The 22,352-nt window shown below is 70.2% G+C and carries 23 protein-coding genes; 7 read left to right on the top strand and 16 right to left on the bottom strand.

From position 1 onward, the window contains the following. Positions 1–25: 25 nt before the first annotated feature. The 5 genes from I5731_RS08935 to tesB form a co-directional block, all read right to left on the bottom strand. On the bottom strand, positions 26–214 hold the full coding sequence (locus I5731_RS08935; RefSeq protein ID WP_197310999.1) for a hypothetical protein: 189 nt from the start codon (positions 212–214) through the stop codon (positions 26–28). Continuing rightward, a complete protein-coding gene (locus tag I5731_RS08930) occupies positions 211–1,431 on the bottom strand; it encodes an aminotransferase class I/II-fold pyridoxal phosphate-dependent enzyme (protein WP_197310998.1) in 1,221 nt (406 codons plus the stop codon). Before I5731_RS08930 ends, I5731_RS08935 begins: the two co-directional genes overlap by 4 nt. A gap of 314 nt (positions 1,432–1,745) precedes the next feature. Beyond that, entirely contained in the window at positions 1,746–2,084 is a 339-nt protein-coding gene (locus tag I5731_RS08925; RefSeq protein ID WP_197310997.1) for a P-II family nitrogen regulator, read from the bottom strand. A 394-nt stretch (positions 2,085–2,478) separates the two neighbouring features. After that, the gene (locus I5731_RS08920; protein ID WP_197310996.1) at positions 2,479–3,849 is read right to left on the bottom strand and encodes an ammonium transporter; all 1,371 of its coding nucleotides are present in this window, start codon (positions 3,847–3,849) and stop codon (positions 2,479–2,481) included. Between the two features lie 367 nt (positions 3,850–4,216). Next, positions 4,217–5,074 (bottom strand): acyl-CoA thioesterase II, encoded by an 858-nt coding sequence (gene tesB, locus I5731_RS08915; protein ID WP_197310995.1) that lies wholly within the window; start codon positions 5,072–5,074, stop codon positions 4,217–4,219. Positions 5,075–5,275: 201 nt separating this feature from the next. On the opposite strand from tesB, the gene I5731_RS08910 reads away from it, so the two are divergent. Then, on the top strand, positions 5,276–6,529 hold the full coding sequence (locus I5731_RS08910) for a ubiquinone biosynthesis hydroxylase (protein WP_197310994.1): 1,254 nt from the start codon (positions 5,276–5,278) through the stop codon (positions 6,527–6,529). Between the two features lie 147 nt (positions 6,530–6,676). Further along, the gene (locus I5731_RS08905) at positions 6,677–8,200 is read left to right on the top strand and encodes a hypothetical protein (protein WP_197310993.1); all 1,524 of its coding nucleotides are present in this window, start codon (positions 6,677–6,679) and stop codon (positions 8,198–8,200) included. Between the two features lie 99 nt (positions 8,201–8,299). Here I5731_RS08905 and I5731_RS08900 read toward each other — a convergent pair whose 3' ends face one another. The 3 genes from I5731_RS08900 to I5731_RS19945 form a co-directional block, all read right to left on the bottom strand. Continuing rightward, a complete protein-coding gene (locus I5731_RS08900) occupies positions 8,300–8,512 on the bottom strand; it encodes a hypothetical protein (RefSeq protein WP_197311201.1) in 213 nt (70 codons plus the stop codon). A gap of 226 nt (positions 8,513–8,738) precedes the next feature. After that, positions 8,739–10,151, bottom strand: a complete 1,413-nt coding sequence (gene leuC / locus I5731_RS08895; protein WP_407941834.1) for a 3-isopropylmalate dehydratase large subunit — start codon at positions 10,149–10,151, stop codon at positions 8,739–8,741. A 77-nt stretch (positions 10,152–10,228) separates the two neighbouring features. Beyond that, the gene (locus I5731_RS19945) at positions 10,229–10,363 is read right to left on the bottom strand and encodes a hypothetical protein (protein ID WP_268926567.1); all 135 of its coding nucleotides are present in this window, start codon (positions 10,361–10,363) and stop codon (positions 10,229–10,231) included. 234 nt (positions 10,364–10,597) lie between these two features. On the opposite strand from I5731_RS19945, the gene I5731_RS08890 reads away from it, so the two are divergent. Beyond that, positions 10,598–10,996 (top strand): DUF1236 domain-containing protein, encoded by a 399-nt coding sequence (locus I5731_RS08890; RefSeq protein WP_197310992.1) that lies wholly within the window; start codon positions 10,598–10,600, stop codon positions 10,994–10,996. 115 nt (positions 10,997–11,111) lie between these two features. Here I5731_RS08890 and I5731_RS08885 read toward each other — a convergent pair whose 3' ends face one another. Both I5731_RS08885 and rplS read right to left on the bottom strand, forming a co-directional pair. Further along, the gene (locus tag I5731_RS08885) at positions 11,112–12,011 is read right to left on the bottom strand and encodes a metallophosphoesterase (protein ID WP_197310991.1); all 900 of its coding nucleotides are present in this window, start codon (positions 12,009–12,011) and stop codon (positions 11,112–11,114) included. Between the two features lie 188 nt (positions 12,012–12,199). Next, positions 12,200–12,670: a 50S ribosomal protein L19 gene (gene rplS / locus I5731_RS08880; RefSeq protein ID WP_197310990.1), complete on the bottom strand. Its 471-nt coding sequence runs from the start codon at positions 12,668–12,670 to the stop codon at positions 12,200–12,202. 285 nt (positions 12,671–12,955) lie between these two features. On the opposite strand from rplS, the gene I5731_RS08875 reads away from it, so the two are divergent. After that, complete coding sequence (locus tag I5731_RS08875) at positions 12,956–13,426, top strand: BA14K family protein (protein ID WP_197310989.1); 471 nt, start codon at positions 12,956–12,958, stop codon at positions 13,424–13,426. An 81-nt stretch (positions 13,427–13,507) separates the two neighbouring features. Here I5731_RS08875 and trmD read toward each other — a convergent pair whose 3' ends face one another. From trmD to ffh, 4 genes are all read right to left on the bottom strand, one after another. Next, entirely contained in the window at positions 13,508–14,254 is a 747-nt protein-coding gene (trmD, locus tag I5731_RS08870; protein WP_197310988.1) for a tRNA (guanosine(37)-N1)-methyltransferase TrmD, read from the bottom strand. After that, positions 14,251–14,910: a ribosome maturation factor RimM gene (gene rimM / locus I5731_RS08865; protein ID WP_197310987.1), complete on the bottom strand. Its 660-nt coding sequence runs from the start codon at positions 14,908–14,910 to the stop codon at positions 14,251–14,253. The genes trmD and rimM overlap by 4 nt, the downstream gene beginning before the upstream one ends. A 192-nt stretch (positions 14,911–15,102) precedes the next feature. Next, positions 15,103–15,462 carry a 30S ribosomal protein S16 gene (gene rpsP / locus I5731_RS08860; RefSeq protein WP_197310986.1) on the bottom strand — a complete coding sequence of 120 codons (360 nt, stop codon included), beginning with the start codon at positions 15,460–15,462 and terminating at the stop codon, positions 15,103–15,105. 96 nt (positions 15,463–15,558) lie between these two features. Beyond that, a complete protein-coding gene (ffh, locus tag I5731_RS08855) occupies positions 15,559–17,133 on the bottom strand; it encodes a signal recognition particle protein (RefSeq protein WP_197310985.1) in 1,575 nt (524 codons plus the stop codon). A gap of 1,000 nt (positions 17,134–18,133) precedes the next feature. Here ffh and dapF point away from each other — a divergent pair. The 3 genes from dapF (at position 18,134) to I5731_RS08840 (ending at position 20,598) form a co-directional block, all read left to right on the top strand. Continuing rightward, on the top strand, positions 18,134–18,970 hold the full coding sequence (gene dapF / locus I5731_RS08850; RefSeq protein ID WP_197311184.1) for a diaminopimelate epimerase: 837 nt from the start codon (positions 18,134–18,136) through the stop codon (positions 18,968–18,970). A gap of 150 nt (positions 18,971–19,120) precedes the next feature. Beyond that, positions 19,121–19,885, top strand: a complete 765-nt coding sequence (locus tag I5731_RS08845; RefSeq protein ID WP_197310984.1) for a Bax inhibitor-1/YccA family protein — start codon at positions 19,121–19,123, stop codon at positions 19,883–19,885. A gap of 170 nt (positions 19,886–20,055) precedes the next feature. After that, positions 20,056–20,598: a GNAT family N-acetyltransferase gene (locus I5731_RS08840; RefSeq protein WP_197310983.1), complete on the top strand. Its 543-nt coding sequence runs from the start codon at positions 20,056–20,058 to the stop codon at positions 20,596–20,598. 13 nt (positions 20,599–20,611) lie between these two features. Here the strand turns inward: I5731_RS08840 and I5731_RS08835 are convergent, their stop codons facing one another. Together I5731_RS08835 and I5731_RS08830 are read right to left on the bottom strand one after the other, a co-directional pair. Then, complete coding sequence (locus tag I5731_RS08835; RefSeq protein ID WP_235981678.1) at positions 20,612–20,938, bottom strand: DUF2794 domain-containing protein; 327 nt, start codon at positions 20,936–20,938, stop codon at positions 20,612–20,614. A 241-nt stretch (positions 20,939–21,179) separates the two neighbouring features. Beyond that, positions 21,180–22,232: a helix-turn-helix domain-containing protein gene (locus I5731_RS08830; protein WP_197310982.1), complete on the bottom strand. Its 1,053-nt coding sequence runs from the start codon at positions 22,230–22,232 to the stop codon at positions 21,180–21,182. Positions 22,233–22,352: the final 120 nt, after the last annotated feature.

Raw genomic sequence — 22,352 nt, 5'->3', positions numbered from 1 at the left:
CGGCCTCGCGGGCCGGCTCGCGGCGTCAGCTCGCCTTCGGGGCCGGGCCGGGCGCGGGGCTCGCCTCCGGCTCGGCCGCGGTGTCGTCCTCGTCTTCTTCGTCCTCGGCGCCGAAGTCGGTGCCGTCGGGACGGCGGCCGGGCGCGTAGGCTTCGAGGATGGGCGGATCGAACCGCCGCCAGATCGGCTGGCGGTTCGGGGTGGGTGTCGTCATCGGGCTGTCTCCCTCGCCGATGCGAGGACGGCGGCGAGGCGGCCGAGCGCCGCCTCCGTCCGCTGCTGGTCCTCGACCATCGCCACCCGGATGTAATCTGCTCCGGGGTTGCCGTGAACCGGGTCGTTTGCCGCAAGATAGGCGCCGGGCAGCACCTTGACGCCGGCCTCGGCGTAGAGCCTGCGCGCGATCGCCTCGCCGCTGCCGAGTGCGCCGACGTCGAGCCACAGGAAGAAGCCGCCGGGCGGCACCGTGACCGGCAACACCGGCGCCAGAATCTCGGCCGCTGCGACGAACTTCGCGTCGTAGAGCCGGCGGTTCTCGGCGACGTGGTCCTCGTCGGCATAGGCCGCGACGGCGACCGCCTGCACCGGGATCGGCACCTGCGGCCCGTAGACGTTGCGCTTCACCGCCCAGTCGGCGAGGAAATCGGGATCCCCGGCCGCAAAGCCGCAGCGCAGCCCCGGCAGGTTGGAGCGCTTGGAAAGCGAGTTGAACGCGACGACGCCCGCATAGCCGTCGCCGAGCGTATCGGCCGCCTGCAGCGCCCCGGCCGGCGGCGCGCCGCGCCAGATTTCCGAATAGCACTCGTCGGCGAACAGCATGAAGCCGTGCGCCCGGGCGAGGCGGACGAGAGCGGTCCAGTCGGCGAGCGAGGCGGTGGCCCCCTGCGGATTGGCCGGTGAGGCGTAGAAGGCGGCGACCGTCCGGTCGAGCAGGTCCGCAGGCAGGCTCGCAAAATCGGGCAGGTGGCCGCCGGCCGCCGTCGCCGGCACCATGACGGGCTCCGCCCCGGCGATCTCGGCGGCGGCCGCATAGACGGCATAGAAGGGATTGGGGATCAGCACCGCGGGACGACGGCCGCCGAGCCGGCCCGCGGCGCGGTGGGCCGCGTGGATCACACCGGAGAACAATCCGTCGCGCGAGCCGTTCAGCGGCAGCACGCCCGCGGCGGGATCGATCGGCGTGGCCAGCCCGTAGCGCCGGCCGAGCCAGTCGGCGACGGCGGCACGAAAAGCGTCGGTGCCGCGGATCGGCGGATAGCGCCCGAAATCGGCGTTCGCAGCGGCCAGCACCGGCGCGACGAACTCCGGCACCGCATGGCGCGGCTCGCCGATGGTGAGGTCGATCGCCGGCGCGCCGGGCGCCATGCCGGCGATCAGCGCGGCATAGCGCTGGAACGGCGAGGCGATGACTGACGGGGGCGCGGCTGTCATGGCGATCCTGGACGGCGGGCCGGTCGCGGGCGACCGGCTCCGGCAGCGACGGCGCCGCATCCGGCGGCACCTCCTGTCGTTGCCCGGAAGGCTAACCAGTCCCGGTTAATCGGGCATTAAGCCTAACGATCGATTTCGGCGCTCCCCCCGGTCGGAATGCAAATTCTTCCGGTTCTGCAACGGGTTGCGAACGCGCTGCGGCGCGGGCGGCCTCCGGTTTTCGCCCGGCGGCGTCGCCCGGTGCCGATCGCCGCCGGGCACGAAAAAAGGGGCCGGAAAACCGGCCCCTCTTCCACGGACGATCGCAAATCGGCTTAGAGCGCGTCGGCGTCGGTCTCGCCGGTGCGGATGCGCACGGCCTGCTCGATCGCGTAGACGAAGATCTTGCCGTCGCCGATCTGGCCGGTCTTCGCCGCGACCGAGATCGCGTCGACGACCTTATCGGCCTGGTCGGTGGCCACGGCGACTTCGACCTTCAGCTTCGGCAGGAAGCTGACGGCGTATTCGGCGCCGCGGTAGATTTCCGTGTGGCCCTTCTGGCGGCCGTAACCCTTAACTTCGGTCACGGTGAGACCGTGCACGCCGATCGCGGTGAGCGCATCGCGCACCTCGTCCAGCTTGAACGGCTTGATGATGGCCATGACGATCTTCATGGGGTTCTCCCTTGGGAATTTGCTCGGTCGTCTGGCCGCGTCGGCCAGCCTGGGCGTCGTGTCTCTTGTCTCGGAACCGCTGCCGTCCGCAGCCGGCCCATGCGGGGCCCGGCGCCGGAAACAGCGGCCCTGGGGCCGTTGCCTTCTTCGTGACCGGTCCGTGGTTCGGCGAGGCAGCTGCCACGCCGAGGTCGGTCCAGCCAGAACTTAGCGCCTTCTCGCTGTGGTTACACAACCCTCGTGGGTCCGAATCGATCCGGATGCGGGCGATCGGGCGCGAGGATTTCGAACGACGGGCCGGAGGTGCGTCGCGGCGGGTGTCGGTCGGCGGGAACCGGGGGCGCGAAGGCGCCGGTCGCGGGCGGCATGGAGGCCCCCCGCGACCGGGCAACGATCAGTTGTGGTAGGCGGACTCGCCGTGGCTCGACAGATCCAGACCCTCGCGCTCGGCCTCGACGGACGGGCGCAGACCGACGACGACGTCGACGATCTTGAAGAGGATGAAGCTGACCACGCCACACCACACGATGGTGATGATCACGGCGACGATCTGCGAGTAGACCTGCGCGCCCATGGAGGCGTCCCCGGGGATACCGACGCCGCCCAGCGAGCTCGCGGTGAAGACGCCGGTGCCGATGGCGCCGATGATGCCACCGATGCCGTGGATGCCGAACACGTCGAGGCTGTCGTCATAGCCGAGCTTCGGCTTCACGACCGAGACGAAGAAGTAGCAGCCGAGGCTGGCGATGGCGCCGAGCACGATGGCGCCGATCGGGCCGATCAGGCCCGCCGCCGGGGTGACGGCGACGAGGCCGGCAACCACACCCGAAGCCGCACCGAGGCCGGAAGCCTTGCCGCGCGCGATGGTCTCGATGATGCCCCAGGCGACGACGGCGCCGGCCGTGGCGGTGAAGGTGTTGATCAGGGCGAGCGTGGTGCCGCCGTTGGCTTCGAGGTTGGAGCCGGCGTTGAAGCCGAACCAGCCCACCCACAGGATCGCGGCGCCGACCATGGTCAGCGTCATCGAGTGGGGCGGCATCATGTCCCGCGGATAGCCGGTGCGCTTGCCGACGACGATGGCGCCGACGAGGCCCGCGATGCCCGCGTTGATGTGCACGACGGTGCCGCCGGCGAAGTCGAGCGCCGCAACGCCGCCCGCGTGGGCGCCGGTGAAGATCAGGCCGTTCGCGTCCCAGACCATGTGGGCGATCGGGAAGTAGACGAGGGTGACCCAGAGGATCGAGAACAGGATCACGGCCGAGAACTTGATGCGCTCGGCGAAGGCGCCGACGATCAGGGCCGGCGTGATCGCCGCGAACGTCATCTGGAAGGCGATGAACACGTATTCGGGGATGACCTCATCGGAGAAGGTCGCCGCCGTCGAATCGGCCGTGACGCCCGAGAGGAACAGCTTGCCGAAGCCGCCGAAGAAGGCGCTCTCCGAGCCGCCGAAGGCGAAGGAGTAGCCGTAGACCACCCAGACGATCATCATGACCGAGGCGACCATCAGCACCTGCATCAGCACCGACAGCATGTTCTTGGCGCGCACGAGGCCGCCGTAGAACAGCGCGAGGCCCGGGATGGTCATGAACAGGACGAGGATGGTGGAAATCATCATCCAGGTGGTGTTGCCGGGGTTCGGCACCGCGGCGACGGCTTCGACCACCTCGGCTGCGACCTCTGGCGCGGCCTCCTGACCGAAGGCGGGCAGTGCCGCCAGTGCCGCCATCGTCGCGGCCGCAGAAACGATCTTCAAGAATCTCATGGACGTACCTTTGCTGTAAATCGCGAGGGTTGTCGTTGCTCTTCAATGCCCGTCGCGCGGGCTATGGCTCAGCCCCCGCCGTTCACTCCGTGAGGTCCAGACGTCGATCGCCGGTCTGCATGGCATCTTGCGACGCCGCCGCTTCCCCCCTCGATCCCGCCTGATGGCGGCGATCCGGTTACAATCTTCGTGCCAAGTCGGGGGCGGCGGCGGAATCATGGCGAGAATCGGGCTTTCGCGCCGCACACGAGCCGCATTTTCCGGACCGCAGCGCAACAAACGCGCGGGATCGCAACAGCGGATGATCGATCTGATCAAAAAAGCGCCGATTGCCTAAAAAACAGATGCACAAATCGCAGGCGCCAGGTCACGGACGCCTACGAATGAGTCCTTCCTGCGCCACGGAGGCAACAAGGCGGCCGGCGCGGTCGAACAGCGAGCCGCGGATGAAGCCGCGGCTGCCGGAGGCCGACGGGCTGTGCTGCACATAGAGCAGCCAGTCGTCGGCCACGACGTCGCGGTGGAACCACATCGCATGGTCGAGGCTCGCCACCTGCAGGTCCTTGTCGAACACCGAGCGGCCGTGCGCGTGCAGCGAGGTGTCGAGCAGCGTCATGTCGGAGGCATAGGCGAGCACGGCGCGGTGCAGCGCCTGGTCGTCCGGCAAGGCCGCGGCCGAACGCACCCAGATCATTTGGCTCGCCCGGTGCGCGCTGCGGTCGACGTAGCTCGCGAGATCGACGGGGCGCAGCTCCAGCGGCCGCGGCCGCTGCCAGTAGCGGCGGATCGGCTCCGGCGCCCGGGCGAGGATTTCGGCGCTGAGCTGGTCGCCGCCGGGCAGGCTTTCCGGCGGCGCGACGTCGGGCATCGCGTCCTGATGCTCGAAACCCGCCTCGGGCGCCTGGAACGAGGCAGAGAGCGCGAAGATCGGCCGGCCGTGCTGCACGGCGACCACCCGCCGGGTGGTGAAGCTGCCGCCGTCGCGGATCCGCTCGACCTCGTAGACGATCGGCAGTGCCGGATCGCCGGGCAGCAGGAAATAGCAGTGCAGCGAGTGCACCAGCCGCCCCGTCACCGTGCGGCTCGCGGCGGTGAGCGCCTGCCCGATCACCTGGCCGCCGAACACCCGCTGCCAGCCGAGCTTCGGGCTGCTGCCGCGAAACAGCGTCGCCTCGATCTGCTCGAGGTCGAGGATGGCGGCGACGGAGACGGCGGCGTCGGTCATGGGCGTCCGGTGCGCTGGCGGGATCGAGGAGATTCAAGGCCATGTGGCCGGCCGCGGCGGCCGCCGTCAAGCGCGGCGGGACGTGCGGCGGGTCTGCCGGCCGCCCTCGGGTTTCCCCTCTGGTGGCCGCGCGGTGCGCCGTGCGATAGATGACGGGGGACGGGCGGCGAGGGCGAACCGGGGAAGCGAAGGGCGCGGACGATGACCGACAACCCACGGGCCGATATCGAACGGACCGACGTCCTGATCGCCGGCGGCGGCTACGTCGGCCTGTCGCTGGCGCTGGCGCTGGCGAGCGCCCTGCCGGGCCTCGGCGTGACGCTGGTCGACGCCCGCCCGCCGCAGACCGATCCGGCCGAGGCGGCGAAAGACCTGCGCGCCTCGGCGATCGCCGCCGCGGCGCGGCGCATGCTGGGCGAACTCGGCGTCTGGGCCGAGATCGAGCCCGCCGCCCAGCCGATCCTCGACATGGTGATCACCGATTCGCGGCTCGACGACGCCGTCCGGCCGCTGTTCCTCACCTTTGACGGCCGCACCGACGACGGCGCGCCCTTCGCGCACATGGTGCCGAACGCGGTGATGGTCGGCGCGCTCGCCCGCGCCGCGGTCGCCGCCGGCGTCCGGCTGATCGCCCCCGGCTCGGTGGTCGACTTCGAGACCGGCGCCGGCAGCACAGTGGCGCGGCTCGCCGACGGCCGCCGCATCGCGGCCTCCCTGCTCATCGCGGCCGACGGCGTCCGCTCGCGCCTGCGCGCGCTGTCGGGCATCCGCACCGTTTCCTGGAGCTACGGCCAGTCCGGCATCGTCACCACCATCGCCCACGAGCGGCCGCACGAGGGCCGCGCCGAGGAGCATTTCCTGCCCGCCGGGCCGTTTGCGACGCTGCCGCTCACCGGCAACCGCTCGTCGCTGGTGTGGACCGAGAAGACCGGGGTCGCCGACAAGCTGGTGCGCGGCGACGAGATCCTGTTCGACGTCGAGCTCGAGCGCCGCCTCGGCCTGCGCTTCGGCCGCATCGAGGTGGTCGGGCCGCGCGTCGCCTATCCGCTCGGGCTGACGCTGGCGCGCGACTTCGTCCGCCCGCGCTTTGCCCTCGTCGGCGACGCCGCGCACGGCATCCACCCGATCGCCGGCCAGGGCCTCAACCTCGGCTTCCGCGACGTCGCGGCGCTCGCCGAGACGCTGGTCGAGGCGCTGCGCATCGGCCGTGACCCGGGCTCCCTCGACGTGCTCGAGGAGTACCAGCGCTGGCGCCGCTTCGACACGGCGCAGATGGCCGTCGTCACCGACGTGCTCAACCGGCTGTTCTCCAACGACCTCGCCCCGGTCCGCCTCGTCCGCGACATCGGCCTCGGCCTCGTCGACCGCCTGCCGGGCCTGAAACGCGCCTTCATCCGCCAGGCCGCCGGCGACGGCGCCGACCAGCCCCGGCTGATGCGCGGCGAGCGGCTCTGAGGTCGGCGTCCGGCAGCGCCGGCGCCCGGCGTGTCGCCGGTCAAGCGCGGCCCCGGCCGGCCGCTTCCCCGGAATCTTGGGAGCGTCGCGGGCTGAACGACGGGTTGTAGCCGTGCTATCTTGCGCGCGCTTTCGCAGGAGACCGACATGTTCGTCGACAAGCGCCTTTTCATCACGCGATCCGTTGCCGCCGCCGCCCTCGCCGCCCCGCTCTTCGCCGGCCCGCTGCTTGCGGTCCCCGCCCTCGCCGCCGAAGCCACGGCAGAAGGCGCCCGCACCCTTGCCGGCAACATCGCCGCCTATGTCGGCCAGCCGGCCTTCGACAAGGGCTATGTCACCGTCGGAGCCGACGGGGATGCCTACCGGATCGACCTCGACCTCGGCCGCATCGTCGGCGCCTTCGCCGGCGACGCCATCAACCTGACCGTCTACGAGAACCCGTGGATCCGGACGATGCCCGTCGAGAACGGTCTCTGGCGCGTCACCGACTTCGTCTACCCGTCGCTGAAGGTCGAATTCGGCAGCGAGAACGGGGAGCCGGATTTCTTCGAGTGGCGGCCGGAGGGCCAGAGCGCCGATGCGGTGTTCGACCCCGAGCTCGGCGGATTCCAGAGCTTCCGGGTGCGCGTCGACCGCACCACCACGCAACAGAAGATGGACGGGCAGGAGTCACGAACCGAGGAGAGCGAGACCGTCGTCAACGGCCGGGACACCCGCAACGTCGAGGGAGGTTTCGATTCCAAGGCCGAATTGGGCGTCGCGTCATACCGACAGACGATGATGACAAACGGTTCGCCGGCGTACACCCTCAGCCTTGCGCCGCTGCGCTACGACTTCGAAGCGATTGGCATGGTCCTCCGACCGATCGATTTCCTGCCGATCATAGCGGCACTGTCCGCCGAGGCCACAGACGGCACAGCGGAAGAAGCAGTCTCGCTCAAGGCCGAATTGCCCACCATGCTCCCCGGATTCCGGCAGATCACGAGTGTGTTTACCGGAGAGAACATTGTCGTCGAGCTGCCGGCCGGCCGCGCCACCGCGGAGTCGATCCGGCTGGGTCTCGATTTCCCCGGCGCGATCCCGGATGCGCGGGTGGCGATCTCGATGGGCAGCGACGGCGTGGCGCTTCCGGCGGGCGTCCTGCCCGCGTGGACGACGCCGCTGCTCCCGACCGGCTTCGACGCCGAACTGGCGCTGGAAGACCTCGACCTCGATGCACCGGCGCGTCTGCTGATCGACCGGGCGGATTTCAACAGCGATCAGCCGCTGGACGACGGCGACTTCGAGGCGGCGGGCCGGGTCATCCTGCCGGACGGCGCACTGAGCATCGTGCTCGAGCCGAGCACCGTGACCGGGCCGCTCTACACCGCGGCCGTCGAAGGGCGCTTCACCGTCTCACATGACAGCATGAAGCCGCGCCGCGAGGTGAAGGTCGAGGCCCCGCCGGTGGTCGAGGGCAGCGCGACGATCGCCCTGACCAACCTCGACGGCATCATCGCCGAACTGCAGAAGGCCGGCGACGTGCCGGAGGTGCAGCAGGCGATCCCCGCCCTGATCTTCGCCAAGGGACTCGCGCGCAACGAAGGCGGCCGCTCCGTGTGGGAGGTCGACGTCGCGGCCAATGGCTCGGTGTCGGTCAACGGCCAGATGCTGGTGCCGCCGAGCCGCTGATCCGGCCTTCGCACCCTGAAAAACGAAACCGCCCGCCGGCTGCATTGAAGCAGCGCGGCGGGCGGGATCAAGTCACCGGATCGGGCGATCCGGACGATTTCACTTCGGCTGGGTGATCGAGGGGGGGTCGCTCGCCGGGAAGGAATCCTCGAGTTCGTCCTCGAGCTGGTCGTCGGTCGCGTCGTGCTGCTTCTGCTCCTCGGCCGAGGTCGCACCGGGCTCGGTGCTCGGCTTCTCGGCATGGCCCGGCGGCAGCGGCTGCGCGGGGACGCGCGGGCGGTCGCGGAACTCGTCGTTGCTTGTGTCGGTCATGGGGCGGGACTCCTTCGGTTGGCTGCGCCCGGCCGGGGCCGGCGCTGCCGGGCGCCACGTGTTTGTGGTGCGCATGGAAAGAGAACGGACGGGACCCCGTCGCTGTTCCCTGCCCCGGCCGGCCGGCCTCGAGGCCGCCTGCCCCGCAACGCGAAACGGCCGGCGTGATGCCGGCCGTTCCGTCAGATCGATCAGGTCCGTCGCGGCGCCGCGGCCGCGGCGCGGCTCAAGCCCAGCTGCGCACGTCGACGAAGTGGCCGGCGATCGCTGCCGCCGCCGCCATTGCCGGCGAAACGAGGTGGGTACGGCCCTTGAAGCCCTGGCGGCCCTCGAAGTTGCGGTTCGAGGTCGAGGCGCAGCGCTCGCCCGGCTGCAGCTTGTCGGGGTTCATCGCGAGGCACATCGAGCAGCCCGGCTCGCGCCACTCGAAGCCCGCCTCGACGAACACCTTGTCGAGACCCTCGGCCTCGGCCTGCGCCTTGACGAGGCCCGAGCCCGGCACGACCATCGCGAGCTTGATGTTGCCGGCCACCTTGCGGTCCTTCACCACGGCGGCGGCGGCGCGCAGGTCCTCGATGCGGCCGTTGGTGCACGAGCCGATGAAGATCTTGTCGAGCGCGATGTCGGTGATCTTCGTGCCCGGCTCGAGGCCCATGTACTCCAGCGCGCGCCACTTCGAGGTGCGCTTGTTCTCGTCGGCGATCTCGTCCGGGTTCGGCACCACGCCGGCGACCGAGACAACGTCCTCGGGGCTGGAGCCCCACGAGACGATCGGCGGCAGGCTGGCGGCGTCGAGCCGCACCTCGCGGTCGAAGAACGCGCCCTCGTCGGACTGCAGCGACGCCCAGTAGGCCATCGCGCGCTCCAGCGCCTCGCCCTTCGGCGCCTTCGGCCGGTCGAGTATGTACTGGAAGGTCTTCTCGTCGGGGGCGATCAGGCCGGCGCGGGCGCCGCCCTCGATCGACATGTTGCAGACCGTCATGCGGCCTTCCATCGACAGCGCGCGGATCGCCTCGCCGGCGTATTCCATCACGTAGCCGGTGCCGCCCGCGGTGCCGATCTCGCCGATGATCGCGAGGATGATGTCCTTCGCCGTCACGCCCTCGGGCAGCGTGCCGTCGACGGTGATGCGCATGTTCTTCGCCTTGCGCTGGATCAGCGTCTGGGTGGCAAGCACGTGCTCGACCTCCGAGGTGCCGATGCCGTGCGCCAGCGCGCCGAAGGCGCCGTGCGTCGAGGTGTGGCTGTCGCCGCAGACGATGGTCATGCCCGGCAGGGTGAAGCCCTGCTCCGGCCCGACCACATGCACGATGCCCTGACGGTCGTCGTGCTCGTCATAATACTCGATGCCGAACTCGCGGGTGTTCTCGGCGAGCGCCGCGATCTGCGCGGCGGACTCCGGATCCTCGTTCGGCTGCGAGCGGTCGGTGGTCGGCACGTTGTGGTCGACGACGGCCAGCGTCTTCTGCGGCTGGTGCACCTTGCGGCCCGCCGTGCGCAGGCCCTCGAAAGCCTGCGGGCTGGTCACCTCGTGCACGAGGTGGCGGTCGATATAGAGCAGCGCGGTGCCGTCGGGCTGGGTGTCGACGACATGGTCGTCCCAGATCTTGTCGTAGAGGGTGCGCGGGGTGCTGGTCATCAGTTGGGTATCCGGAAGCGAGAAGGCCGCGAGGCGGCGAAGATCGAGGTGCGCGAAAGGACGATGGCGGCGGGGCGTCAGGCCGCTCGCCGCGAGGTCACCCCCGAAAGCCGCGCATGGAACCGGCCGGGCAGGCGCGCGTGATCGCCGATGGGGGCGAACTCCATCGTCGTCTCGCTCGTCTGCAGCGTCCGGCTTCCCGCGGGTCTCATCATGGGCTCCTTATAGCCGCACCGCGCCGCCCGGAAAAGAGCCTCCACCGGCCGCCCGCTGCCATCGGCCCGCCCACCCTCTGCAAGATGATCCGGTTGTCGGACAAGCAATGGACACGTCTTCCGCGACGGTGATGGCGGATTACGCTCCGCCGTCAGGATTTGCCGCTGGAACAAACCGGCGGCAGAGGCAGTTTCGGTCCCGGAGCTGGAAACGGCATAAGGAGAACCGCAATGAAGACCATCTTCGCAGCTACCGCGCTCGCCGCCGGCCTCGCGTTCGGCGCCGCCCCTGCCCTCGCCCAGGAAGGCACCGTCACCGGTGCTGCCGGCGGCGCGGTGACCGGGGCCATCGTCGGCGGTCCGGTCGGCGCGGCCGTCGGCGGCGTCGCCGGCGCGATCGTCGGCACCGTCGTCGCCCCGCCGGTCGAGGTCCGCGAATATGTCGTGCAGCAGCCGGCCCCGGTGCAGCCGGTGATCATCGAGCAGCCGGTCGAGGTCGGCGTGGTGCTGCCGCCGCCGGTCGTCGTCTACGAAGTGCCCGAGCAGCCGCAGTATCAGTACGCTTACGTCAACGGGCAGTATCTGATCATCGACGCCGGCTCGCGTCAGGTGATCGAGATCGTCAACTGATCCGGCTCGGCTGATCAGGCTATGAACTTGCGAGGGCGGTGGAGGACGGCGATTGCCGGTCTCCGCCGTCTTCGCGTATCGGTACGTCTCTCGAGGCCACTTCTCGGCGGTGGTCTCAGGCCACCCTGCCATCATCCTCGGCTCCGACGATATCCAGCAGCACGATCTCCGGCGGCCGGCCGAAGCGCACCGGCAGCAGCGAGCAGCCGAGCCCGCCCGACACCACGATCTGCTTTCCGTCTTCGACGATGTGGCCGTAAACGTAGCGTTGCCCGTAGTGCGACGGCACCAGCGGGCTGCCGACGAAGGGCAGCCGCACCTGGCCGCCGTGGGTATGACCGCTGACGGTGAGGCTCACCCGGTCGGGCATCCTGGCGAAGATGTCGGGTTCGTGCGCCATCATCAGCACCGGCGCATCGTCCGTCACCTGGGCGAGTGTGCCTGGCAGGTCGTCGAGGCCGCGCCCGCCGCGGCCGTTCCAAGCGATCTGGTCGCCGAGTCCGGCGAGCCAGAACGCCGCCCCGCCGGACGGTGTGGCGAGCCGCTGCGCCGCATTCTCCATCAGCGTGATCCCCTGCGCGGCGAATGCCCGCCGGATCGCCGGCACATCCGCCCCGCAGTCGTGATTGCCGAGCACGCCATGCACCCCGAGCGGTGCCGACAGCCCGCCGAGCGCCGCCGCCCAGACTTCGATCGGCACCTCGGCCGTGCTGAACCGGCCGATGCCGGTGACATAGTCGCCGAGCAGCAGGGTGAGGTCGGGGGCGAGCCGGTTGGTCTCGGCAACGATCTCGGCGATCCGCGCCGGCGGCATCCACGGCTCGCAGGCGTGCAGGTCGGCGATCACCGCGATGCGCATGGGCCCATGCGCCGCCGTCCAGCGCGGGATGCGCAGCGTGTAGCGGGTGACGACCAGCCGGAAGCGCGGCTCGATCACCCCGGCATAGGCGCCGACGGAGACGAGCGACATCGCGGCCGTGCCGGCGAGACGGAGAAAGGTGCGGCGGGTGATCATCGCGGAACCCTAGCGCGGCGATCATGGAGAAATTCCGGCCAGAGAGGCACCCGGCCGCGGATTTCGGCGCACGCGGTTAACGCCGTCGGACGGGAGGGGCGCTAAACCAGTCCCCCCCAAACGAAAACGGGCGACCCGAAGGCCGCCCGTCGCAATCTCGGTGTCCGGTCCGCGCGAGCGGCCCTGGATTACTTGGCGGCTTCCGCCTTCGCAGCGGCGGCTTCGGCCTTCGCGGCGGCGACACCGGCCTTGACGGCGGCGGCGTCGGCCTTGTCGGCGTCGTTCAGCTTGCGGGCGCGCACGTTGGTCGCCTCGAAGATGCGGGCCGACTTGCCGCGCAGGTTGCGCAGGTAATAGAGCTTGGCCCGGCGCACCTTGCCGCGGCGCACGACGTCGACGCCCTCGACCATCGGCGAGTACATCGGGAACACGCGCTCGACGCCTTCGCCGTAGGAGATCTTGCGAACGGTGAAGCTCTCGTTGAGGCCACCGCCCGAGCGGGCGATGCAGACGCCCTCGTAGGCCTGCACGCGGGTGCGGGTGCCTTCCGTCACGCGGACGTTGACGCGGAGGGTATCGCCGGGGCTGAACTCGGGCAGCTTGCGCTTCGCCTCGATCACGGCCATCTGCTCGTTGTTGATCTCTTCGATGATGTTCATGGCATCTCGCCTTGGGTTGTTTCGAACGCCCAGAGCGCCCGCGCATCGTCAACGCGATGGGGGCGAATTCGCCGTTCGGTTCGCATCGTTAGAAAGCGGCCGGCATGCGGCCATCGCGCGGCTCTCTACACCACTGCGCCGGTCTTGTCGAGGCCGCAGCCCCGAAATCCGCCGTCGCCGGGGGTTTCGCCCCGCGGGGGAACAGATCCCCGCCCGGCACGTTCTCCCCCCAAGTTGCGGCCGACCGACTTCGGATTGCCGACCGCAGTGATCAGGAGAGCGACAATGAAAAAGACGATAAGCGCCATTCTTGCGGCCGCCGTCCTCGGGTCGAGCATGATCGTGGCCGTTCCGGCGAACGCCGATCCGCGCCGCGACCGCTACATCCAGCAGTACTACCAGAACAACCCGCAGGATCGCGACTATCGCCGCTGGCAGCGCGAGCGCAGCCGCTGGTCGGAGCGCGATTATCGCCGCTGGTACGAGAGCCGCCATCGCCGCGACCGCAGGAACAACAACGACGGCGCCGCGGCCATCTTCGGCCTCGCCGCCGGTGCCATCCTCGGCGGTGCCCTCTCGGGTGCCGGTCAGGGCGGCCAGCGCCCGAGCCAGGGTGCCTCCGGCGCCCCTCCGGCGGGCGGTCATCCGTTCGGGACGCAGGGTTACTACAACTACTGCTCGTCGAAGTACCGCTCGTTCGATCCGGACAGCGGCACCTTCCTCGGCAACGACCGTCAGCGTCACTACTGCCAGTAAGGCCCCGACGGGCTGAGCCCGGGTTCAGTGAATTTCGGACCTGATGAACATGAAAGCGGCGTCCCCCGGGGCGCCGCTTTTCTATTGCTTGCCGCCGGGTGCCAGCAGATCCGGCCGCCGTTCGGCGGTGAGACGTTCCGCGCGAGCGCGCCGCCAGCGCGCGATCGCGCCGTGATCACCCGAGGTCAGCACCTCGGGGATCGCCCGGCCCTCGAACACCGGCGGCCGCGTATACTGCGGATGCTCGAGCAGCCCGCCCTCGAAGCTCTCCGAAACCCCCGACTGCGCATTGCCCATCACGCCCGGCAGCAGCCGCACCACCGCATCGAGCAGCACCATCGCGCCGAGTTCGCCACCCGACAGGATGTAGTCGCCGATCGACACCTCCTCGAGGCCGCGCGCCTCGATCACCCGCTCGTCGACGCCCTCGAACCGACCGCAGAGGATCACCGCGCCGGGACCGGCCGCAAGCTCGCGAACCCGCGCCTGGCTCAGAGGCCGGCCACGCGGGCTCATGAAGAGTTTTGGACGCGGATCATCGCCTGGTGCCGCCGCATCGATCGCCGCGGCGACGACATCGGGCCGCATCACCATGCCGGCGCCGCCGCCGGCCGGCGTGTCGTCCACCGCCCGGTGCCGGCCGAGGCCGAAGTCGCGGATCTGCACGGTTTCCAGCGACCAGCGCCCGTCGCCGAGCGCCCGGCCGGACAGGCTGGTGCCGAGCGGGCCGGGAAACATCTCGGGATAGAGCGTCAGCACGGTGGCGGCAAAGCCCGCCGGCCGGGGCGTCGCCGCCCCGGCGTCACCGGCGAGGTCGTCGTCGCTCATGCGCCGGGCGGCGTCTCGTCGCCGTCCTCGCCCGCCGCCGCGGCCTGCGCCTCGGCATCGTCCGGCGAACTGCCGAGCAGGCCCGCCGGCGGTTCGACCACGATGCGCTTGCCCGCGATGTCGATCACCGGCACCACCGCCTTGGTGAACGGCAGGAACACCGACGGCGCGCCGGGCCGCATCACCTCGACGAGGTCACCGGCGCCGAAATCATGCAGCGCGGCGACGCGGCCGAACGGCTCGCCCGCGGTGGTTTCCACGGCGAGGCCGATCAGGTCGGAATGATAGAACTCGTCCTCGTCCGGCTCGGGCAGCGCCGCGCGCTCGACATAGAGCCTGGTGCCGACCAGCGGCTCGGCCGCGTTGCGGTCGGTGATACCGACAAAGCTTACCACCAGCATCGCCTTTGCCGGCCGCATCCGCTCGATCACGAAGCGCCGGCCGTCCTCGGCGACCAGCGGGCCGTAGTCGGCGATCGCTTCGGCGTCGCCGGTGTGCGGCTTTACCCGCAGCTCGCCGCGCACCCCGTGCGCCGCGCCGATCTCGGCGACGAGCACCGGATCGACGAGCGGCGCCGGCCGGGCGGCGGGCGGCCTGCCCGCCGGAGCACGGCCGGGAGACGGACGGGACGGGGGTCTGGAGCGCGAATCGCGCATCGGCTGCAAGCCTCCTTCAGCGCCGCGCGGCCGGACGGCCGGACGGCGACGGACCCTCGCCCGGGGCGAAACGCCCCGGACAAAGCAAAAAGCCGCGGAGAAACCCCCGCGGCCTCGCGACCGGCCTGCCGCCGGGGATCGCCGGCCGGCCACCGCCCCCCGAGGGGCTGGCGCCGGCACCGGCGGAACGCCTTATTCGGCGGAGGCGGCGGCCTTCTCGGCGGCGGCGGCCCGCTCGGCGGCGCGCTCCTTGGCCTTGGTGCCCGGCTCGGCCTTGACCGGGTTGTTGCGGGCCGGACGCTTGGCGAGGCCGGCGGCGTCGAGGAAGCGCAGCACGCGGTCGGTCGCCTGGGCGCCCTGGCTCAGCCAGTACTGCGCCCGCTCGACGTTGAGCGCGACGCGCTCGGCCGAATCCTTGGCGAGCAGCGGGTTGAACGTGCCGATCTTCTCGATGAAGCGGCCGTCACGCGGGCTGCGCGCATCGGCGACGACGATCCGGTAGTGCGGACGCTTCTTGGTGCCACCGCGGGCAAGGCGAATCTTGAGAGACATTTCTTCAGTCCTTTTCAGTGCTTGGTTTGATGTTTCAGTGCTTTTTCAGGAAGCGGTCTGCCGGTGCCGAGAGCTCGGATCACCGGCCGAACCGCATCATTTCTTCTTCGGACCCTTGCCCATGCCCGGCAGGCCGAGGCCGGGGAGGCGGCCGAGGGCGCCGCCGAGGCCGCCGCGCGGCAGGCCGCCGGGCATTCCGCCCGGCATGCCGCCGAGACCGCCGGGCGGCAGGCCCTTCAGCCCGCCGGGGCCGCCGAGGCCGGCCTCGCGCGCCACGCGGTCGAGCGTCGCCGGATCGACCTGCGACATGTCGGGCAGGCCGCCGGCGCCGCCGCCCATCATGCCGCCGAGGGCGCCCATCAGGCCGCCCTTCTGCTTGCCCATCTTCTTCATCATGTCCGCCATCTGGCGGTGCAGCTTCAGGAGCTTGTTGATGTCGGAGACGTCGGTGCCGGAGCCCGCGGCGACGCGGCGCTTGCGCTTGGCGTCGAGCACGGCGGGCTTTGCCCGCTCCACCTTGGTCATCGACTGCACGATGGCGATCTGGCGCTTGATCAGCCGGTCGTCGAAGCCGGCGGCGGCGATCTGCGACTTCATCTTCCCCATGCCCGGCATCAGGCCCATGATGCCGTTCATGCCGCCGAGCTTCTGCATCTGGCGCAGCTGGTCGGCGAGATCGTCGAGGTCGAACTCGCCCTTCTGCATCTTCTTCGCCATCTTCGCCGCCTTCTCGGCGTCGATGTTGGCGGCGGCCTTCTCGACAAGGGCGACGATGTCGCCCATGCCGAGGATGCGGTCGGCGATGCGGGAGGGATGGAAATCTTCCAGCGCGTCGGACTTTTCACCGACGCCCATCAGCTTGATCGGCTTGCCGGTGACGGCGCGCATGGAGAGCGCGGCGCCGCCGCGGCCGTCGCCGTCGACACGGGTCAGCACGATGCCGGTGATGCCGACGCGGCCATCGAACGCCCGCGCGGTGTTGACGGCGTCCTGGCCGGTCAGCGCATCGGCGACCAGCAGGATCTCGTGCGGGTTGGTCTGGCGCTTGACCTCGACCACCTCGTCCATCAGGCCTTCGTCGACGGTGACGCGGCCGGCGGTGTCGAGGATGACGACATCATAGCCGCCGAGCTTCGCGGCATTGATCGCGCGATTGGCGATCTGCACCGCGCTCTGGCCGGCAACGATCGGGAGCGTGTCGACGCCGTTCTGCTCGCCGAGGATCTTCAGCTGCTCCATCGCCGCCGGGCGGCGGGTGTCGAGCGAGGCCATCAGGACCTTCTTGCGGTCCCGCTCTTTCAGGCGGCGGGCGATCTTCGAGGTCGTCGTCGTCTTGCCGGAGCCCTGCAGGCCGACCATCAGGATCGGCACCGGCGCGACCGCGTGCAGGTCGATCGGCTTGGCCTCGGAGCCCAGCATCTCGACGAGCTGGTCGTGCACGATCTTCACGACCATCTGGCCGGGGGTGACGGATTTCACCACCTCGGCGCCGACGGCGCGCGCGCGCACCTTGTCGGTGAACGACTTCACCACGTCGAGCGCGACGTCCGCCTCGAGCAGCGCCCGGCGGACCTCGCGCATCGCCTCGCCGACATCGGCTTCCGACAGCGCGCCGCGCCGCGTCAGCTTGTCGAAGATGCCGGACAGGCGATCCGAAAGGGTTTCGAACATCGTGCTTGGGTCCTTCCCCGGAGAGACGTGATCCCCGGGCATGTGGTCATCCCGGCCCCCGCAGAAAAGCCGCGCGCAAAGCGCTGCGACACCCGCGGGCGCATCGCGCTGGCGGGTGGTGACCTCCGGGCTCATACGCCCGGTCGGCGGCTCCAAGACGGGGATCCTGGACGATTTCGAGCGGTGGATACCCTTGCGGGGCCGCAAAGTCAAGGAATGGCCGCCGCGCGCAGGCCGGAAGCCGCCCTGCCCGGCTCTTGACCGCGCCTGTGGATTGGGCAGCGGTGGGCAAAAATTGCCTCTTGCCAGACCCCGCGATGCAGGCGACCATCGGATTGTCAGCAACGTATTGAAAGGAGGTGATCCAGTGTCTCATTGTCACAAGCCGAGGTCTCTGGAGACCGCCGGCCGGATCTACACCTCTTGCGGTGTTCGTCTCGCCTGAACGGTTTCCCGTCGATTTCGGTTCGACAATGGAAGGGCTGCCCACCGGGCGGCCCTTCTTTGCGTCGGGGGGGCGCGGTCACTGCTGTCCGGTCAGGCAGCCGGAGAGAGGTCGGCGCGCCCGGCCTCGTCCTTCGAGACGGCCCTGCGGGCCTCCTCAGGATGAGGCCTAGGTGAGGTTTTCAGTGTATCTCCAGACGGTTACCCTTTTACCTCATCCTGAGACGGTTATCCTTTTCCCTCATCCTGAGGAAGGCGCGAAGCGCCTGTCTCGAAGGACGAGGGAAAAGCCGAGGCGTCAGCAGACCGCACGTCGTGTCCTCGCAAGCAGTCCTGCGAGTTCGTCCACGCTCCGCTGACACTCGGCAGGTGCCGATGTGCTTTGACCGGATGGCAACGGTTCGCCGCCGGACGCAGCGTCCCGAGCCGCGCCTCTTCTCCCGCGCGCGGAGATCGCGCATATAGAGAGCGCACAGGTTACGCAGCGCCGGCTTCCGGCCCTCTCCCCCTCGTCTTCCGAAAGCCGCCCGCCGTGGACGCCATTCCCTTCCTCAAGATGAACGGCATCGGCAACGAGATCGTCGTGCTCGATCTGCGCGGCAGGCCCGAGCGGGTGACGCCGGCCGCGGCGCGCGCGATCGCCGCGCTGCCGGGCGGCCATTTCGACCAGCTGATGGCGCTCTATCCGCCGCGCACGCCGGGCACCAAGGCGGCGATGGCGATCTTCAACGTCGACGGCTCGCAGTCGTTCGCCTGCGGCAACGGCACCCGCTGCGTCGGCCGCTATCTCTTCGACGCGGAGGGCGGCACGAAGCTGCTGCTCGAAACCCGCGCGGGCCTGCTCACCGTCACCGATGCCGGCGCGCGCGGCGTCACCGTCGACATGGGCAAGCCGAAGTTTGACTGGGCCGACATCCCGCTCGCCGAGCCGTTCCACGACACCCGCGCCATCGAGCTGCAGATCGGCCCGATCGACGCGCCGGTGCTGCATTCGCCGTCGGTGGTCAACGTCGGCAACCCGCACGCGATCTTCTGGGTCGCCGACGTCGAGGCGCACGACCTCGGCCGCTTCGGGCCGATGCTGGAAAACCACCCGATCTTCCCCGAGCGCGCCAACATCTCGCTCGCCGCCGTCACCTCGCCCGCGAGCCTGACGCTGAAAGTCTGGGAGCGCGGCGTCGGCCTCACCCGCGCCTGCGGCTCGGCCGCCTGCGCCGCCGCGGTGTCCGCCGCCCGCACCGGGCGCACCGGCCGCGAGGTCGCCGTCGCACTGCCCGGCGGCACCCTCGATATCCTCTGGCGCGAGGACGGCCACATCCTGATGACCGGGCCGACCGCCTTCGAGCATCGCGGCGAGATCCCCGCCGCCGTGTTCGCCGCCGAAGCCGCCTGAGGCGAGGTCCCGCGCGCGTCGCCGATCCGCGACGCGCGATGCTTGTGGACAAAGCGCGTCCCCACCATATTGTGGGTCGAAGGCGGCGCCGGTCCCGGCTGCCGCATCTGCCGTACCAACGGCACCACCAAAGTGTCTAAGGGGTCTTCCATGGCTAACCCGGATCGCAACGCCTATGCGCGCTACGGCACGGTGTCGCGTGCCGGCGCCGGCGAGATCGACGCGGGCCTGCGCGCCTACATGCTGCGGGTCTACAATTACATGGCGATCGGCCTCGCGCTGACCGGCATCGCCGCCTATGGCGCGTTCAACGCCGCGGTCGCGACCGACCCGGCGACCGGCGCGCTCGGCCTGACCGAGTTCGGCGCGCTGCTCTATACCAGCCCGCTGCGCTGGGTCGTGATGCTCGCCCCGCTCGCCGCCGTCTTCTTCCTGTCCTTCCGGATCGAGAAGATGAGCGTCGCCGCGGCCCAGATCACCTTCTGGGTCTACGCCGGCCTCGTCGGCCTGTCGCTGTCGTCGATCTTCCTGGTCTACACCGGCCAGTCGATCACGCAGGTGTTCTTCATCACCGCGGCCTCCTTCGGCGCGCTGAGCCTGTTCGGCTATACGACGAAGCGCGACCTGTCGGGTTGGGGTTCGTTCCTGTTCATGGGCCTGATCGGCATCATCATCGCGTCGATCGTCAACATCTTCCTCGCCTCGTCCGCCCTCGCCTTCGCGGTGTCGGTGATCGGCGTGCTGGTCTTCGCGGGTCTCACCGCCTACGACACCCAGCAGATCAAGGAGATGTACTACGCGTCCGACGACGAGGCGACCGCCGGCCGCAAGGCCATCATGGGCGCGCTGCGGCTCTACCTCGACTTCATCAACATGTTCATCATGCTGCTGCAGCTCTTCGGCGACCGCCGCTGACGCATCGGCCAGGGTGAAGCGACAAGGGGGCGCGGTCCGCAAGGGCCGCGCCCTTTTCGCATGGTCCCCGCCAGCTCCCCGGGGCGCGACCGGCCGGTGGGGGTTGCGCTGCCGGCGGCCGTGCGCAAGGCTCCGCCCCGAGTCCCGCCCTTCGTGATCCGACGCCCCCGATGACCGAGCCCCACATCCGCCCCGCGACCCCCGCCGACGCCGTGGCCATCGCCGCCATCTATGCCCATGCCGTGACGAGCGGCACCGCGAGCTTCGAGCTCGAGCCCCCCGACGCGGCCGAGATCGGCCGGCGCATGGCGGCGGTGCTGGACGGCGGGCATCCCTGGCTGGTGGCCGAGACCGCGGCGGACGGCATCGCCGGCTACGCCTACGCCGGCCCCTACCGGCCGCGCCCCGCCTACCGCTCCACCGTCGAGGACGCGATCTACATCCGGCCGGACCGGCATCGCTCGGGTCTCGGTCGGCGGCTGCTGGCTGCGTTGATCATCGAGGCCACCGCCCGCGGCTTCCATCAGATGGTGGCCGTCGTCGGCGACAGCGCCAGTGCCGGCTCGATCGGCCTGCACCGCGCCCTCGGCTTTCGCGAGGTCGGGGTGTTGCGCGCCGTCGGCTTCAAGCACGGTCGCTGGCTCGACACGGTGATTCTCCAGCGCGAACTCGCGCCGATGGGCGGCGCGGGTGCGCCGCCGCCTGCTCTCTGACCTTCCGGAAAACTCAGCCGCTGACGATCTTGAGGCTCTTGTCGATCGCGCGCAGCACCTTGGCGAGGTCTGGCCCGCGCTTCAGGATCATGCCGGTCTGGGCGACGATGCTGTAGGCGCCCTGGCGGCGGGCGAGCGCCGGATCCTTCTCGATCCGGTAGAGCGGCACTTCGCTGGAGCGCCGGAACACCGAGAACACGGCGCGGTCCTTCAGATGGTCGATGGCGTAGTCGCGCCATTCCCCCGCCGCGACCATGCGGCCGTAGATCTTCAGGATTTCGTTGAGCTCGCTGCGGTCGAAGGCGACCATCGGCGCGGGGCGCGGCTGCGAGGCGACCAGCCGCGGCGGACCTGCCGGCTGGGCGGGCTCCTGCCAGCGTTCCGGCCGATGCACCGTGCCGGAGGCGTTCGCCCCGTTTTGCGACGCTTCGTCGTTCTCGTTCAAACGGCCTCTCCCGACCGGATCCCACCGTCACCCGTCCGTCATGATCACCCCGGACGGCGCCGATGGCAATGGGGCGGAAGAGATCGACGCCTGACGGGTCACTCCCTGGGCCCCGCCCCGCAAGCCGGCGGCGGCCTCAGGTCGATTTCCCCGCGTCGGCCACGAAGGCGGAAGGCGTCAGCCCGGTGACGCGCAGGAATTCGCGGTTGAAGTTGGACTTGCTGTTGAAGCCGCTCTCCAGCATGGCCGTCGTGACGCTGGCGCCGGCGCACAGGCGCACGCAGGCCTGGCGGATGCGGTGGCCGTTGACGTAGCGCGAGACGTTCTCGCCAGTCGTGCGGTTGATCGCCGCCGAGACCTCCTTGGCCGGCAGTCCCGCGCGGCGGGCGAGACGCGCCAGTGTCAGGTCCGGATCGAGGGCGAGCCCCTGGCGGTCGAGGACGTCCGCGACGCGCGCCATCACGCCCGCGTCGCGGGCGGCAAGCCCGGCGTCCGGTGTGCCCGCCGCCGCCTCGCCCGCCGGCGCTTCGCCCGCCCTCGCTTCGCCCATCGTCTCGGCGTCGTCCGGCGCGGCGCCGGCAACGTCAGGCGACAGGCCGAGCAGACCGATGACGAGGAGGTTCAGCGAGGCGGCGAAGCCGACGGCGAGCGCACGCAGTTCGTCGTGGCCGGCCGCCTGTCCCAGCGCGATGACACCGTCGACCGCGGCGGAGAAGATCAGGCCGAGCGCGATGGCGAGCCAGATCAGGCGCGGCCGCCCGCCGGCTTCCAGCCGGGCGTGGGGCAGGCCGTCGTCGCCGCTGCGGAGGGCGACGAGAATGAGGCCGCCGTAGATGAGGAAGATCGCCGGGACGACGACGTCGAGGGTCGACGGCGCAAAGGCCGAGGCGAAGGCGGTGAAGGCCGGGCCGGCGAGATGAGGCAGGTCGAGCCGAAGCTCGAGGCGCCGCCTGACGCTGGTTTCGAACGTGATCCAGGCGAGCGGCGGAATCATCGTCGCCGTCACCGGCTGCAGCGGGTGCAGCCCGGTGAGGCCGTAGTGCTGATTGAGCGAAACCACGAGGCCCTGCAGGGCGCAGGCGCCGACGAACGCTGCGAACAGCGGTGGGCGATCGCGGCGCACGAGCACGCGCAGCATCAGGAAGATCAGCACCAGCGAGACGACGAGGGGAACGGGCAGGGTCAGCATCGGGCACCGGCGCTGGAAGACGACGGCCCTTGATGGTCCGAAAACCGCATCTGCGCGACCTCGAACCGGTTCGAGGACGCCGCTGCGGCGGAAAATCGTCAGGAGAACGATGTCTCCACC

The sequence above is a fragment of the Methylobrevis albus genome (assembly GCF_015904235.1).
Lineage (GTDB): Bacteria > Pseudomonadota > Alphaproteobacteria > Rhizobiales > Pleomorphomonadaceae > Methylobrevis_A > Methylobrevis_A albus.
The sequence above is the reverse complement of the archived record's forward strand: the minus strand, read 5'-3'. Positions and strand labels throughout refer to the sequence as shown.